This is a genomic window from Actinomadura mexicana (genome assembly GCF_900188105.1).
GTDB classification, from domain to species: domain Bacteria; phylum Actinomycetota; class Actinomycetes; order Streptosporangiales; family Streptosporangiaceae; genus Spirillospora; species Spirillospora mexicana.
In genome coordinates this window covers 27,709-42,170 of the sequence record NZ_FZNP01000001.1, presented here as the reverse complement: position 1 = coordinate 42,170, position 14,462 = coordinate 27,709, and the positions used below count along the sequence as shown (strand labels likewise).

The following is a 14,462-nucleotide window of genomic DNA, read 5'->3' as shown; positions in this document are numbered from 1 at the left end:
CCGGTATCGGCGATATGGTCCGGCCCGGCGTGCACGCCGGCGGAACTCCGAGGCCGGTCGACGACCGCTACATCATTCCGTCCTTCGTCGAGCGCACCACGTACGGGGTCAAGGAGATGAACCCGTACAACAAGCTCTTCGAAGAGCGGATCATCTTCCTCGGCGTGCAGATCGACGACGCGTCCGCCAACGACGTGATGGCCCAGCTGATCACGCTGGAGTCGATCGACCCCGACCGCGACATCAGCATCTACATCAACTCGCCGGGCGGCTCGTTCACCGCCATGACGGCGATCTACGACACGATGCAGTTCGTCAAGCCCGAGATCCAGACCGTGTGCATCGGCCAGGCCGCGTCCGCCGCGGCGGTGCTGCTCGCGGCCGGGACGCCGGGCAAGCGGGCGGCGCTGCCCAACTCGCGGATCCTGATCCACCAGCCCGCGACCGAGGGCAGCTACGGCCAGTCCAGCGACATCGAGATCCAGGCCCGCGAGATCATGCGAATCCGCGATCTGCTGGAGACGATCCTCGCCGAGCACAGCGGCAAGGGCATCGACGAGGTCCGCCGCGACATCGAGCGCGACAAGATCCTCACGGCGGCCGAGGCCAAGGACTACGGCCTCATCGACGACGTCTTCGCCAGCAGGAAGCGGAAGGCCGAGGTAGTGTCGTCCTGAGACGGCACGAGGACGAGGGAGTCCCCCAGCCCGGTCGTCACACTTCCGGGCGAGGGGCTTTCCAAGTCCGCTGGAGGCGGTAACGTCGAATCCGACGTCGTGAGCCTCTGGGACGCAACCAGCTGCGCCGCATCCTCCAAGGCTGGCGGCCCCACGAAAAGGAGACGGTTGGGTGGCACGCATCGGCGACGGCGGTGACCTGCTCAAGTGCTCGTTCTGCGGGAAGAGCCAGAAGCAGGTCAAAAAGCTCATCGCGGGCCCGGGCGTGTACATCTGCGACGAGTGCATCGATCTCTGCAACGAGATCATTGAGGAGGAGCTCTCCGAGACCTCCGACCTCAAGTGGGACAACCTGCCCAAACCGCGGGAGATCTACGAGTTCCTCGACTCCTACGTGATCGGGCAGGACACGGCGAAGAAGGCGCTGTCCGTCGCCGTCTACAACCACTACAAGCGGATCCAGTCGGGTGACACCGGCCGTGACGACATGGTCGAGCTGGGCAAGTCCAACATCCTGCTCCTCGGTCCCACCGGTTCCGGCAAGACGCTGCTCGCGCAGACGCTCGCCAAGCTGCTCAACGTCCCGTTCGCCATCGCGGACGCCACGGCGCTGACGGAGGCGGGCTACGTCGGGGAGGACGTGGAGAACATCCTCCTCAAGCTGATCCAGGCGGCCGACTACGACGTCAAGAAGGCCGAGACCGGGATCATCTACATCGACGAGGTCGACAAGATCGCTCGCAAGAGCGAGAACCCGTCGATCACCCGGGACGTGTCGGGGGAGGGCGTCCAGCAGGCCCTGCTGAAGATCCTTGAGGGCACCACCGCGAGCGTCCCGCCGCAGGGCGGCCGCAAGCACCCGCACCAGGAGTTCATCCAGATCGACACCACCAACGTGCTGTTCATCTGCGGTGGCGCGTTCGCCGGCCTGGAGAAGATCGTCGAGTCCCGGGTCGGCAAGCAGGGCATGGGCTTCGGAGCGCAGATCCGCTCCAAGTCCGACTTCGAGGTGTCGTCGGCCGTGCTCGGCGACGTGATGCCCGAGGACCTGCTGAAGTTCGGCATGATCCCCGAGTTCATCGGCCGGCTCCCGGTGATCACCTCCGTGCACAACCTGGACCGCGAGGCCCTGATCAACATCCTCACCGAGCCGAAGAACGCGCTGGTGCGCCAGTACCACCGCCTCTTCGAGCTCGACGGGGTCGACCTGGAGTTCACCGACGACGCCCTGGAGGCCATCGCCGACCAGGCCATCCTGCGCGGCACCGGGGCCCGCGGCCTCCGCGCGATCATGGAGGAGGTGCTCCTGTCGGTGATGTACGAGGTACCGAGCCGCCAGGACGTCGCCCGCGTCGTCATCACCCGCGAGGCCGTCCTGGAGCACGTCAACCCGACGCTCGTCCCGCGCGACCGCCCCAAGCGCGAGCCGCGGGAGAAGTCGGCCTGACACCGCGGAGAACGGCCTGACACCGCGCGAGACCTGACACACCGCACGAGACCTGACACACCGCACGAGACCTGACACACCGCACGAGACCTGACACACCGCACGAGACCTGACACACCGCACCAGAACTGACGCCGAGAGCAGCGGGCGCCCCATGGCACCGCTGCTCTCGGCGTTTCCGGGCTAGGGCCGCGTCCCGCCCGGGGCGGCCTCGCGGGACGGGTGGTTCCTGAGGGCGAAGTCGACCGTGTCCAGCGCCCACGCCCACGACGCGTCGGCCTCGCGGGGCGTGTGGCCGAAGGCGCCCGCCAGCTCCAGGCTCACGTAGCCGTGGAACACGCTGCCGAGGAAGCGGACCGCGTCCGTCTGGTCGGGTTCCGGCAGGTCGTACCCGCGCAGGATCGCCCTCGTCATCTCCGCGTGCCGGGGCCCGGCGCTCGCCGCCGCCGTCTCCGGGTCGAGGTCGAAGCGGGCCGCGGCGTACCGCCCGGGATGCTCGGCGGCGTAGGCGCGGTAGGCGCCGGCGCACGCCACGAGAGCGTCCTTGGCCGCGCGCCCCGCCACCGCGCCCGCGACGCGGTCGGCCAGCTCCTCCAGGGCCAGCAGCGCGACCCGCACCTTCAGCTCCCGCGCGTTCTCGATGTGCGCGTACAGGCTCGGGTCCTTGACGCCGAGCCTGCGCGCCACCGCCGAGACGGTCAGCCGGTCGAAGCCGATGTCGTCGGCCAGCTCCGCCGCCGTCCGGGCGAGGCGGTCGGGGGTGATGCCCGCTCGCGCCATGGGACCTCCCTACCTAGAGTAAGTTGGTGTTTGCCTAATTATATTAGGATATGGAGACGGACAATGACCGAGTGGACCATCACCCCCATCGACACGCGCATCGTGCGCGGCGCGCTCGAACTGGAGCGGACCGGCCGCGGCGTGCTGCCCCACCGGCTGCCCCTCGCCGCCCGCGTCCAGTTCCCGGACGAGTACCTGGCGAGGACGGAGGAGCAGCCGTCCGGCGTGCGGCTGGCCTTCCGCACCCGGGCCACCGCCGTGGAACTGGACGTCCTGCCCACCAAGCGGGCCTACCGGGGCACCCCGCCGCAGCCCGACGGCCTCTACGACCTCGTGATCGACGGGCGCCCGGCGGGCCGGGGAAGCGTGCCCGGCGGAAACCTGGCCGTCATCGACATGGCGACCCAGGAGGCGGTCACCACCCCGGGAGAGCCGGGCACCCTCCGGTTCGCCGGCCTCGCCGCCGAGGCCAAGGACGTGGAGATCTGGCTGCCGCAGGTCGAGCCCACCGAGCTGATCGCGCTGCGCACCGACGCCCCCGTCGAGCCCGTCCCGGGCAGCGGGCGCCCCGTGTGGCTGCACCACGGCAGCTCGATCAGCCACGGCTCCACCGCCGCCGGCCCCACCTCCACCTGGCCGGCGGTGGCCGCCGCCCGCGGCGGGGCGGACCTGATCAATCTCGGCTTCGGCGGCAACGCGCTGCTCGACCCGTTCACCGCCCGCGCCATCCGCGACACGCCCGCCGACCTGATCAGCCTCAAGATCGGCATCAATGTCGTGAACGCCGACGCGATGCGCCTGCGCGCGTTCGGGCCCGCCGTGCACGGCTTCCTCGACACCGTCCGCGAGGGGCACCCCGAGACGCCGCTGCTGCTCGTCTCGCCGATCCTGTGCCCCGTCCAGGAGCACACGCCGGGTCCCCTGGCCCTCGACCCCGACGCGCCGCGACCGCGGTTCCGGGCCCTGGGCGACCCGGCGGAGGTCGCGAGCGGGCGCCTGACGCTCACCGTCATCAGGGACGCGCTGGCCGGGATCGCCGCGCGGCGCGCCGCAGGCGATCCCCACCTGCACTACCTCGACGGCCGCGCGCTCTACGGCGAGGCCGACTACGCGGAGCTCCCCCTGCCGGACGAGATCCACCCGGCCCCCGAAAGCCACCGGCGCATCGGAGAACGCTTCGCCGCACTGGTCTTCGAGAACGAGCACGGAGCCTTCGCGCCCCGCTCGTCCAGGGCAGGGGGGCGCTGAGCGGGGCCGGAGCGACCCGCAGGCCGATCCACGCGGGGCGGGGTCATGCTGAGCCGGGGCCCGGGGCCCGCTGAGGCCAGGGGGAGTCCGGGGGTCAGCCGCGGGACTCGCCGAGGCCGGCCTCGCGGGCCAGGACGATGGCCTGGGCGCGGTCGGCGACGTGCAGCTTCATGAAGATGTTCGAGACGTGGTTGCGGACGGTCTTCTGGCTGAGGTAGAGCGTGCCGGCGATCTCGGTGTTGCTGCGCCCCTGCGCGATCAGTTCGAGGACCTCCCGCTCCCGCTCGGTGAGCTGCGGGAACGCGGCCTGCCGCGGGTCGGGCATGTCGGTGAAGTAGGTGAGCACGCGGCGCGCGATCTCCGGGCCGTAGATGGCCTCGCCCGCCGCGACCGCCTTCACGGCGCGGGCGATCTCCTCCGCGCCCGACTCCTTCAGCAGGTAGCCGCGGGCGCCGGCGCGCATCGCCGCGAAGACCGAGTCGTCGTCGCGGAACATCGTCAGCACCAGCACGCCGATGCGCGGGCTGGTGCGGGTGATGGTGCGGGTGGCCTCGATGCCGTTGCCGCCGGGCATGTGCAGGTCCATGATGACGACGTCCGGCTGCAGCTCCGCCGCCAGCCGCACCGCGCCCGGCCCGTTCTCGGCCTCGCCGACGACGTCCACCCCGAGCGCCTGCAGCAGCCCCTTCAGCCCCTGCCGGAACACCGGGTGGTCGTCGGTGATGAGCACCCGGATGGTCTCGGTCATCTCCGCTCTTCTCTTTCGATCGAGGGTCGATGGTACCCGGCGGCGATCCGGGCGGTGGCGAGCGGAAGCCGGACGGAGACGACGGTCCCGCCGCCGTTGCGGGACGTGATCGCGCAGCTGCCGCCGACCTCGGCGGCCCACTCCCTCATCGCGGCCAGGCCGCGGCGCGTTTTCGGCTGGCCTCCGTTGCGGGCGGCGTCCGGCAGGCCGGGCCCGGTGTCGGCGACCATCAGGTGCAGGTCGGCGTCCCGGGTCAGCCTGACCGTCGCGGTGCTCTCGGGGGCGTGCAGCCGGACGTTGGTCAGCGCCTCCTGCGCGATCCGGTACGCCGCGACCTCCACCGCGGCGGGCAGCCCCGCGGGCTCGCCGTCGAACCGGACGTCCACCCGCTCGCAGCAGCCGTCGGCGAACGACTCGATCGCCGCGACGAGGCCGAGGTCGTCCAGCGCGGGCGGCCGCAGTCCGTGCGCCAGGTCCCGGATCTCCCCGACGGCCGTCGCCAGCCGGTCGCGTACCTCGGCGAGCAGCGGGTCCATCCGCTCCGGCTCGCCGGCGAGGGTGATGCGGGCCGCGTCCAGCGACATCGCGAGGCTGGCGAGCGTCGGCCCGAGCCCGTCGTGCAGGTCGTGCCGCAGCTGGCGGCGCTCCTCCTCCCGGCTGGCGAGGATGCGCTCCCGCGAGCGCTGCAGGTCGGCGGTGAGACGGCGGAGGTGAGGGATGGTCGCGGCACGTGCCGCCACGGCCCCCGCTGTGAACGCGCCGGCCAGCACGGTGGCGCGTGCCAGTACCGCTCGCATCCCGTCCCTCTCCCTCCGCCCCGCCACCGCGGGACTTCGCCGCCACCCTTTCCGGCGAGGCGACCCGGTGTCAGGTGACCAGTGTCCCGACCGCGGCGGGAAAACGCTCTCTGGCCCGTCCCGCCGCGCGCCGCGGCCGTTGCGAATGACGCTGGCCAGGCCGATGCCCGTGGACGGCGTACCGATCCGCACGGCGATCGCGGACCTCGTCCGGCCCGGTCCGGCCGCCGCACGGGTGGTCGGGCCGGTGGTTCCGGTCGACCGGAACAAAGTGATCTGCGTGGACGGGGAAGGCGCGACGGGGTGCTCGCCGCTGCGGATTCCTTTGCGCGACCGGCCGTCCCCGGGGCCGTCCACCCCCGGCGTCCCCGTAGAATCGTCAGCCGTGACACAGCCCAGCACTGAGCGCGGCCAGGGCGCCGCCGCGGACGTCGACCTTCCCACCCAGTACCGCCCGGCCGATGTCGAGGGCCGGCTCTACGAACGGTGGGTATCGGCGGGGCTGTTCACCGCCGACCCGGAGCGCGCGCCGGAGCGGCCCGCCTTCTCCATCGTGATCCCGCCGCCGAACGTGACCGGCTCGCTGCACATGGGGCACGCCCTCGACCACTCCATCCAGGACACCCTCACCCGGCGCCGCCGGATGCAGGGCCACGAGGTGGCGTGGGTGCCGGGCATGGACCACGCGGGCATCGCCACGCAGAACGTGGTGGAGCGCGAGCTCGCCAAGGAGGGCCTGTCGCGGCACGACCTCGGGCGCGCCGAGTTCGTCGAGCGGGTCTGGCAGTGGAAGGCGGAGTCCGGCGGCCGCATCCTCGGCCAGATGCGCCGCCTCGGCGACGGCGTCGACTGGACGCGCGAGGCGTTCACGATGGACGACGACCGCGCCCGCGCCGTCCGGACCATCTTCAAGCGGCTGTTCGACGACGGCCTGATCTACCGCGCCGAGCGCATCATCAACTGGTGCCCGCGCTGCCTGACGGCGCTGTCGGACATCGAGGTCGAGCACGAGGAGGTCGACGGCGAGCTGGTCTCGATCCGGTACGGGTCGGGCGAGGACGAGATCGTCGTCGCGACCACCCGGGCGGAGACGATGCTCGGCGACACCGCCGTGGCCGTCCACCCGGAGGACGCCCGGTACGCGCACATGGTCGGGCGGGAGATCGAGCTCCCGCTGACCGGCCGCCGCATCCCGGTCGTCGCCGACGAGCACGTCGACCCCGCGTTCGGCACCGGCGCCGTCAAGGTGACCCCCGCGCACGACCCGAACGACTTCGAGATCGGGCGGCGGCACTCGCTGCCGTCGCTGCCGGTCATGGACGAGCGGGGCAACGTCACCGCGCCGGGCCCGTTCGCGGGGCTGGACCGGTTCGAGGCGCGCCCGGCGGTGGTGGCCGCGCTGCGCGAGCAGGGCCGGATCGTCAAGGAGGTCCGCCCCTACAAGCACTCGGTCGGGCACTGCCAGCGCTGCTCCACGGTCGTCGAGCCGCGCGTGTCGCTGCAGTGGTTCGTCAAGGTCGAGTCGCTGGCGCGGGCCGCAGGCGACGCCGTCCGCGACGGCCGCGTCAAGATCCACCCGCCGGAGATGGCGTCCCGCTACTTCGAGTGGGTCGACAACATGCACGACTGGTGCATCAGCCGCCAGCTGTGGTGGGGGCACCGGATCCCGGTCTGGTATGGGCCGGACGGCGAGGTCGTCTGCCCGGGCCCGGACGAGGAGCCGCCCGCCGGCTGGACGCGGGACTCCGACGTCCTCGACACGTGGTTCTCCTCCGCGCTGTGGCCGTTCTCCACGCTCGGCTGGCCGGACGAGACGCCCGACCTGAAGCGGTTCTACCCCACGTCCGTCCTGGTCACGGGCTACGACATCCTGTTCTTCTGGGTCGCCCGCATGATGATGTTCGGGCTGTACGCGATGGACGGCGTCCAGCCGTTCGACACCATCGCCCTGCACGGGATGGTCCGCGACCAGTTCGGCAAGAAGATGTCCAAGTCGTTCGGGAACGTCATCGATCCGCTCGACTGGATCGACGCCTACGGCGCCGACGCGACCCGCTTCACGCTGCTGCGCGGCGCGAACCCGGGCGGCGACGTCCCGGTGGCCGAGGATTGGGCGCAGGGCTCGCGCAATTTCTGCAACAAGCTGTGGAACGCGACCCGGTTCGCGCTCATCAACGGCGCGCACACCCGCGGCGACATGCCCGCCGAGCTCTCCACGGTCGACGCCTGGGTCCTGTCCCGGCTGCACGCGGTGATCGCAGAGGTCGACGCGCACCTGGAGGCGTTCGACTTCGCGAAGGCGTGCGAGGCGCTCTACCACTTCGCCTGGGACGAGGTCTGCGACTGGTATGTGGAGCTGGCCAAGGTGCAGCTCGCCGACGAGCGCGCCGGGGCGACCCGCCGCGTGCTCGGCGAGGTCTTCGACAACCTGCTGCGGCTGCTGCACCCGGTCGTCCCGTTCGTCACCGAGGAGCTGTGGACGTCCCTCACCGGCGCGGAGACGGTCGTCACCGCGCCGTGGCCGGCCGCCGACCCGGCGCGGCGCGACGGCGCCGCCGAGGAGCTCGTCGGCTCGCTCCAGCGGATGGTGACCGAGGTGCGGCGGTTCCGCGCCGACCAGGGCCTCAAGCCCGGTCAGCGGGTCGCCGCGCGGATCGAGTGGAACGGCTCCGCACTGCACCGCCACGAGGACGGCATCCGCTCGCTGCTGCGCCTCACCGAGCCGGAGGACGGCTTCTCCTCGACGGCGTCCCTGCCGGTCGAGGACGTGAAGGTGCACCTCGACACCGCCGGGGTGATCGACGTCGCCGCCGAGCGCAAGCGGCTGGAGAAGGACCTGGCCGCCGCCCGCAAGGAGGTCGACCAGGCGCGGCGCAAGCTCGGCAACGAGGCGTTCATGGCGAAGGCGCCCGAGGCGGTCGTGGCGAAGAACCGCGACCGGCTCGCCCAGGCGGAGTCCGACATCGGCAGGCTGGAGGCGCAGCTGGCCGCGCTCCCGGCGGGCTGACCCCCGCCGGCGGGCCGGCCGGGCCGCCCTTGACACCGGTGCCGACACGGCGATCCTCCGGCACGGCGGCGCCCGCCGCAGTTACGATCCGGTAGGGCCCGTGGGCCTTTGCGGTACTTGAACTATCGGGAGTGCAATGGCCGATTCACCACCTCGGTCCGGCACGCCGGACTCCCCGTCCGGCGACGATCTGGACGCGGCGCAGGTCATCGAGGACGGTCCCGGACCGGAGGCCGCCCCGGCGCCCTTCGGCAGCGCGCGCCCCTGGTGGTCGGTCGACATCGGCGACGGGACCGGCCCGCACGCGATGGTGAACGGCACCGGCCCGCAGGCCATGCCTCCCCTGCGCGAGGTCTCAGGCCCGTACGCGATGCCGAGGAACGGCACCGGCCCGCACGCGATGCCCGTTTCGGCGAACGGATCGGGGGCGCTTCCGGTCGTGGGCACGGGCCCGCACGGCGTCCTTCCGAACGGCACCGGCCCGCTGCCGCCGGTGGCCGGCGGGCCGGGCCGGCCCGGCGGGCGCCTGCCGAAGCCGCTGCTGGTCGCGGGCGCCGCCCTGGTCGCCGGGATGCTGTTCGTCGCGGGCGCGCTGGCGTTGCGGACCGGCGGCGCCGGCAAGGACGGCGAGGACGCGGCCGGCCCCGGGCCGTCCAAGAAGGTGATCAAAGCGGGTCCGGTGGCCGGGGGCCTGCACAAGGATCCGATGACCTCGCCGCAGGCCAGCGCCGCGTACCCGTTCCTGGCGGGCGCGGTCGAGGCCGGTGGTGTCCCGGTGGCCGAGAGCGGCCTCGCCGTCTACACCGAGGAGCCGGTGCGCAGCGTCAACCTGCTGTTCGTGGGCGGGACGGGCCAGATCGGCAATCCGTCCGGCTTCCTGCAGAAGATACAGCCGACCACGTTCATCGCCGGGCAGGACGCCGACCCGGGCCGCAGGGGCGGCAAGGCGGTGTGCGGCACGTTCGCCGTCCTCGCCGAGACCCACACCTACTGCGCGTGGGCGACCAAGGACTCCTTCGGCGTCGTCGCGTCCAACCGGCCCACGGTGAACCCGCAGTTCCCCCTGCTGGCCGACCTGATGCACCGCATCAGGAAGGACGTCGAGAAGCCGAAGTGACGTAGAGGCGCTCGGTGTCGGCGCCCACCGCGCCCAGGACGAGCCCGGTGAAGTAGACCGTGCCGAGCACGACCACGCGGTGCCCGAGCGTCGCGAGCGACTCGGGTGTGATGGCGGCGGACCCGACCACGTCCCAGCGGGGCGGCAGGGCGCGGGTGAACCGCAGGTGCGGCAGCTGAAGCCGGACCGCGGTCACGGGCAGCGCGCCCAGCTCGGCGATGGCGCCGTCCAGGTCCTTGTGGTCGGGGAGGCAGACCACGACGTGGTCGACGGTCCCCCACGCCTCCCGGGCGGCGCCGAGGGCGGCGGCGACCCCGACCCGGTCGATCGCGGAGTCGACCAGCAGCCGCGTGGCCGTCCCGGGCACGTCGTGCCAGGACAGGCGGCCGGGCAAGGCGATCGAGGACAGCACGTCCCGCACCGCCCCGGCCGGGGGCTCGGCCATTGCGGGGAGGCTGCGGGCGGCGACCACGCCGAGTTCGGCCGCGGCGCGTCCGAGACCGGCGGGAAGCAGGTCCGGGGGAAGCCCGCTTCCCCCGGGCCCGACGACCTCCGCGGCGCCGAGCACCTCCGCGACCTCGGCCGACTGCGGCGCCGACAGGACGCGCGTCCGCGGGCCGGCGACACCGAGCTTCTCTTCGGCGATCTCCGCCGCCGTGTCGCCGAGCACCCCGGCGTGCTCCCGGAAGACCGGCGTGATCGCGGCGACGTCCGGCGGGAACAGGGCGACCTCGTCCGACCGTCCGCCCATGCCCGCCTCCAGGACGAGCGCGTCGGCACCGGCGCGGCGCGCGTGCAGGACGCCCGCGATCGTGAAGAGCCCCGACGGCGACAGGTAACCGCCGGACGGCGGCGGGAGCGCGGCGGCGGCCTCCCCGAGGACGTCGGCGAGGAAGGCGAGTTCCCCGGCGGAGACGGCGCGGCCGTCCACCCTGATGCGGTCACGATCGCTGCGCAGCCCGGGACTCGTGACCGTGCACACGCGGAGCCCGGCGGCCCCGAGGAAGGCCGACGCGTAGGTCGCCGCCGTCCCCTTGCCCTTGGAGCCGACGACGGTCAGTACGGGAACGCCCGGCGCGAGAAGGCCCAGCGCGCCCGCGAGGGCGCGGGCCCGCCCGACGTCGCGGGTCTCGCCCGGTGCGCGCCGCTCCCACTCGCGGAAGAACACCTCCATGCCTTCAGTGTGGGCCCGGACGGAGCCGCGCCCACCGCCGAGTAGGCTCTGTGACCGTGAGTCAGGTATCCGAGCCGTCCGATTACAGGGCCACCGTCGGCGCGATCATGGGGCGCGGGGTCGAGTGGGAGATCGACCCCGCCCTCGACCGGATCGCCGACCTGGTCGACGTCCTGGGCGGGCCGCACCGCGCCTACCCGGTGATCCACATCGCCGGGACGAACGGCAAGTCCACCACGGCCCGGCTCGTCGAGGCGCTGCTGCGCGAGCGCGGGCTGCGCACCGGGCTCTACACCAGCCCCGAGCTGACGACGCTGCGCGAGCGCATCGCGATCGACGGGGAGCCGATCAGCGAGGAGCGCTTCGTCGAGGCGTACGAGGACGTGCTGCCCTACCTCCAGCTGGTCGACGACAAGCACGAGGCCCGGCTGTCGTTCTTCGAGGTGCTCACCGCGATGGCCTTCGCGGCGTTCGCGGACGCGCCGGTCGACGTGGCGGTGGTCGAGGCCGGCATGGGCGGTTCCTGGGACGCCACGAACGTCGCCGACGGCGCCGTCGCGGTGATCACGCCGATCGGCCTGGACCACACCGGCTACCTGGGCGACACGCTGGAGCAGATCGCCGGGGAGAAGGCGGGCATCATCAAGCCGGGCGCGATCGCGGTGCTGTCGCAGCAGCCGGTCGAGGCCGCCGAGGTGCTGCTGCGGCGGGTCGTGGAGACCGGCGCGGCGGCGGCGCGCGAGGGCGTCGAGTACGGCGTGCTCGGCCGGGACGTCGCCTTCGGCGGCCAGCAGATCTCACTGCGGGGTCTGCACGGCGTCTACGACGAGATCTTCCTGCCGCTGTTCGGCGAGCACCAGGCGAGCAACGCCGCGACGGCCCTGGCCGCCGTGGAGGCGTTCGCCGGCGGCGCCCCGACGCGGGGCGAGCCGAACCTGGAGGCCGCGACGCGGGTCGCGCCCGGCGAGACCTTCCTCGGCGGCGAGGAGGGGCAGCTCGACCCGGCCCTGGTCCGCAGCGGCTTCGCCAAGTCGGCCTCGCCGGGCCGGCTGGAGGTCGCCCGGACGGGCCCGACCGTCCTGCTGGACGCGGCGCACAACCCCGCCGGGATGGCCGCGACCGTCGCCACGGTCACCGAGTCGTTCGGCTTCACCCGGCTCGCGGGGGTCCTCGCCATCGCCGCCGACAAGGACGTCGCCGGTGTCCTCGACCAGCTCGAACCCGTGCTGGCCGAGCTGGTGGTGACCCGCAACTCCTCCGCGCGCTCGATGCCGCCCGAGGAGCTGGCCGAGATCGCCGAGGGGATCTTCGGCGCCGAGCGCGTCCATGTCGTCCAGCGGCTGGACGACGCCATCGACCGGGCGATCGGCCTCGCCGAGGAGACCGGCGAGTACCGGGGCGCCGGCGTGCTGATCACCGGCTCGGTGGTCACCGCGGGCGACGCCCGCACCCTGCTGCGCGTCGGGGAAGGCCGGTGACGGGCATGAGCGCGCGGGCGTCCGCGAACCCGGCGCGCAGGCTGTTCGCCACGGTGCTGGCGTGCGAGGCCATCGTGATCGCGCTCGCGATCCCGGTGGCGGTGACGGTCCTGGACGTGGACGGCGCGACCGCCGGCGGCGTGTGCGGGGGGCTGGCCGTCGCGTGCGTGGTGCTGGCCGGTCTGCTGCGCTTCCCGTGGGCGGTCCCCGCGGGCACGGTCCTGCAGGTGCTGATCATCGCGACCGGGTTCATGGTGCCGGCCATGTTCTTCCTCGGTGTCGTGTTCGGGGCGCTTTGGGGCACGGCCATTTGGCTGGGACGCAAGGTGGGCGGCGCTCCGCCGCGCTAGGTTCGCGGGGACGGCACCATTGCGTCCGCCGATCCTCGCCTATTCCCATCATCATCTTATTTGGACATTTTTCCTTTTTGGGAAATGTGCGTGCGGCGGATGACGACGTCCTAAGGAGCACGCCGTGTCCTCCCACGCACGCGAACACCCGCCCGGCGAACTCGCCGGCCCGCGGCCCGCAGGGCCTCCGGCGCGCCTCTCCGAGGGCGCCGCCCGGCGGCGGCTCGCGACGCTCGGCGCGCTGCTGCTGACGTTCACCGCGCTGCCCGCGGCCGTCCTGGTGGTGCCCGACGCGTCCGGCGACGTCGTCCCGGCCGCCGCGAGCGCCCTCGCGCTCGGCGACGCCGAGATCCCCGGGCTGCTGCGCGCCACCGGCCTGTCCCTGCCCGCCCTGCTGGTCACGGTGCCGCTCGCCGCCGTCGCCGCCCGCCGGCTCCCCGCGTGGGGCGTGCTCATGGCGGGCCTCGCGGTGCTGCTCGCGGGCGTCCTCGCCGCCCGTCTCGCCGACTCGCTGCCTGACATCGGGACGGTCCGAGCCCTCCAGGGCGTCGGGGCGGGCATCGTGCTGCCCGCGAGCCTCGTCCTGGTGTGGGAACGCCGGAACGGCGCCCTGTCGGCCGCCTGGGCCGGAGCCCTCGCGGGCGCGCTGATCCTCGCGATGCCGCTGGCGCTGAAGGCCGCCCCCGTGCCCGCCGACGGCACCGCCGTCCACGACTGGCGCGTCGCGCTCGCGCCCTGCCCGCTGCTCGCCGTCGCCGCCGCAGGAGCCGCGCTCGCCCACCCCCTCCTGCGCGGACGCCGCCACCGCCGGCCGTCCGCGCCCCGGCGCACCGAGCGCGGCGGGCTGCTCCTCGTGCTCGCCCCCGCGGGCGGCTTCGCGTTCCTCGCCGTCGTCGCGGCGCACGGCTGGTCGCCCGGCGCGCGGCTCCTCCTCGCGGGGCTCACGCTGCTCGCTCTGGCCGGCCTCGCCTTCGCCGGCGGGCGGGACGCGGCCGCGGGCGGGCCGTCCGGCGGCGTGGTCGTCATGATCGCCGTCGGCCTGCTCTGCCAGCCCGTCGCGGGCCCGCTCGCCGGGATCGCCGCCGCCGGAGCGGGGACCGGCGGCCCGCCGCTGCTCCCGTTCGCCGTGGCGGCCGCCGCCGCCCTCGCGGCGGCGCTCGCGGCCACCCGCGCCGGGACGCGCGGCGCCGTCCGCACCGGCTACATCCTCATGGTCGCCGCCGTCCCGCTCGGCCTCGCGGGCGGCGTCCTCGGCCGCTGGGCGCTGCTCGCCCCCCTCGTCCCCCTCGGCGCCGGCGCGGGACTGGCCCTCGCCGCCTCGCTCCGGGACGCGAGAGTGGGCGCCGCGCTGTTCGGCCTGTCGCTGTGCTTCCCCGCGGCGCTGGCCGGGCAGCTGCTCGTCCTGTCGTTGCAGGCGGCGCGGCTGGAGCGGACGCGTCCGGTCACCGACGCCCAGCATGTGCACGCGCTGCTGGAGGGCTACCGCATCTGGCTGGCCCTCGCCGGGGCGGCCGCCGTGCTGCTCGCCGGAGCCACCGCCCGCCTGTGCGCCGGACGCGCCGCGAAGCCGCGCGCCCGCGCCGCGCGGCTCCCCGGGAATGCCGCCGCGGACCCCGGAGCCGGGTAGGATTCGCGCGCT

At 73.5% G+C, this 14,462-nt stretch carries 12 protein-coding genes; 8 read left to right on the top strand and 4 right to left on the bottom strand.

What is annotated here, in order from left to right; translation table 11 throughout:
- Positions 1–14 precede the first annotated feature (14 nt).
- Together CHC11_RS00185 and clpX are read left to right on the top strand one after the other, a co-directional pair.
- Positions 15–677, top strand: coding sequence for an ATP-dependent Clp protease proteolytic subunit (locus tag CHC11_RS00185; RefSeq protein ID WP_179278671.1), 663 nt, complete (start codon positions 15–17; stop codon positions 675–677).
- A gap of 172 nt (positions 678–849) precedes the next feature.
- Positions 850–2,124, top strand: coding sequence for an ATP-dependent Clp protease ATP-binding subunit ClpX (clpX, locus tag CHC11_RS00180; RefSeq protein WP_089309496.1), 1,275 nt, complete (start codon positions 850–852; stop codon positions 2,122–2,124).
- 183 nt (positions 2,125–2,307) lie between these two features.
- On the opposite strand, the gene CHC11_RS00175 is transcribed toward clpX, so the two are convergent.
- Positions 2,308–2,904 carry a TetR/AcrR family transcriptional regulator gene (locus tag CHC11_RS00175; RefSeq protein ID WP_089309495.1) on the bottom strand — a complete coding sequence of 199 codons (597 nt, stop codon included), beginning with the start codon at positions 2,902–2,904 and terminating at the stop codon, positions 2,308–2,310.
- A gap of 63 nt (positions 2,905–2,967) precedes the next feature.
- On the opposite strand from CHC11_RS00175, the gene CHC11_RS00170 reads away from it, so the two are divergent.
- Entirely contained in the window at positions 2,968–4,152 is a 1,185-nt protein-coding gene (locus CHC11_RS00170; protein ID WP_089309494.1) for a GDSL-type esterase/lipase family protein, read from the top strand.
- A 94-nt stretch (positions 4,153–4,246) separates the two neighbouring features.
- Here CHC11_RS00170 and CHC11_RS00165 read toward each other — a convergent pair whose 3' ends face one another.
- Both CHC11_RS00165 and CHC11_RS00160 read right to left on the bottom strand, forming a co-directional pair.
- A complete protein-coding gene (locus CHC11_RS00165; RefSeq protein WP_089309493.1) occupies positions 4,247–4,900 on the bottom strand; it encodes a response regulator transcription factor in 654 nt (217 codons plus the stop codon).
- Positions 4,897–5,697 carry a sensor histidine kinase gene (locus CHC11_RS00160; RefSeq protein WP_089309492.1) on the bottom strand — a complete coding sequence of 267 codons (801 nt, stop codon included), beginning with the start codon at positions 5,695–5,697 and terminating at the stop codon, positions 4,897–4,899. The genes CHC11_RS00165 and CHC11_RS00160 overlap by 4 nt, the downstream gene beginning before the upstream one ends.
- A gap of 385 nt (positions 5,698–6,082) precedes the next feature.
- Here CHC11_RS00160 and CHC11_RS00155 point away from each other — a divergent pair, with 385 nt between their 5' ends.
- Together CHC11_RS00155 and CHC11_RS00150 are read left to right on the top strand one after the other, a co-directional pair.
- Complete coding sequence (locus CHC11_RS00155) at positions 6,083–8,704, top strand: valine--tRNA ligase (RefSeq protein ID WP_089310236.1); 2,622 nt, start codon at positions 6,083–6,085, stop codon at positions 8,702–8,704.
- Positions 8,705–8,840: 136 nt separating this feature from the next.
- On the top strand, positions 8,841–9,821 hold the full coding sequence (locus CHC11_RS00150) for a hypothetical protein (RefSeq protein ID WP_089309491.1): 981 nt from the start codon (positions 8,841–8,843) through the stop codon (positions 9,819–9,821).
- On the opposite strand, the gene CHC11_RS00145 is transcribed toward CHC11_RS00150, so the two are convergent.
- The gene (locus CHC11_RS00145) at positions 9,793–10,995 is read right to left on the bottom strand and encodes a folylpolyglutamate synthase/dihydrofolate synthase family protein (protein ID WP_089309490.1); all 1,203 of its coding nucleotides are present in this window, start codon (positions 10,993–10,995) and stop codon (positions 9,793–9,795) included. The genes CHC11_RS00150 and CHC11_RS00145 overlap by 29 nt on opposite strands.
- A 107-nt stretch (positions 10,996–11,102) precedes the next feature.
- On the opposite strand from CHC11_RS00145, the gene CHC11_RS00140 reads away from it, so the two are divergent.
- From CHC11_RS00140 to CHC11_RS00130, 3 genes are all read left to right on the top strand, one after another.
- Complete coding sequence (locus CHC11_RS00140; RefSeq protein WP_089310235.1) at positions 11,103–12,473, top strand: bifunctional folylpolyglutamate synthase/dihydrofolate synthase; 1,371 nt, start codon at positions 11,103–11,105, stop codon at positions 12,471–12,473.
- A gap of 5 nt (positions 12,474–12,478) precedes the next feature.
- Entirely contained in the window at positions 12,479–12,823 is a 345-nt protein-coding gene (locus CHC11_RS00135; protein ID WP_089310234.1) for a DUF4233 domain-containing protein, read from the top strand.
- Between the two features lie 124 nt (positions 12,824–12,947).
- Entirely contained in the window at positions 12,948–14,450 is a 1,503-nt protein-coding gene (locus tag CHC11_RS00130) for a hypothetical protein (RefSeq protein WP_089309489.1), read from the top strand.
- The last annotated feature ends 12 nt before the right edge of the window (positions 14,451–14,462 follow it).